The organism is Corallococcus sp. AB032C (genome assembly GCF_003668935.1).
GTDB lineage: Bacteria > Myxococcota > Myxococcia > Myxococcales > Myxococcaceae > Corallococcus > Corallococcus exiguus.
In genome coordinates this window covers 1-452 of the sequence record NZ_RAWP01000273.1, presented here as the reverse complement: position 1 = coordinate 452, position 452 = coordinate 1, and the positions used below count along the sequence as shown (strand labels likewise).

The 452-nt window shown below is 65.9% G+C and carries 1 protein-coding gene; it reads left to right on the top strand.

What is annotated here, in order from left to right; genetic code table 11:
* Positions 1–118: 118 nt before the first annotated feature.
* The coding region (locus D7X99_RS42035) for a hypothetical protein (RefSeq protein ID WP_121782593.1) at positions 119–452 on the top strand (334 nt) is incomplete at its 3' end.

The window sequence follows — 452 nt, the reverse complement described above, 5'->3', positions numbered from 1 at the left end:
GATCTACCTGAGCGACCCGCGCAGGACCGACGCGGCGCGGTTGAAGACCGTGCTGCGGCAGCCCGTCCGCGCGGAATGACCGCCTGCGAGCACCGCTCTGACAAGGAGCAGAAGATTCATGCCCCTGATTGATCGTTTACTGCGCTGGACCACCCTGCCCACCGGGCGCCGCGCCTTCGCGCTGCTGTGCAGCGTGTTGTTGCTCGTACTGGCCTGCAATCCCGACCTGCTGCCGCTGCTGTCGCTGATCGATGCACTGGGGATGGATGTGGTGGTGTTGCTGCTGGCTGCACAGGTAACGGTGGTACTGCCCTGGCTGCGGGAACGCGCCGGGCGATGGTTCCAGCTGGCCATGCGGATCGCGGCCGGGGTGCTGGCCGGGGTGATCGGCGGCTATCTGCGGCAACTGGTGATGCTCGTGCTCATCAGATCCGGCACCTGCTGCGCTATAT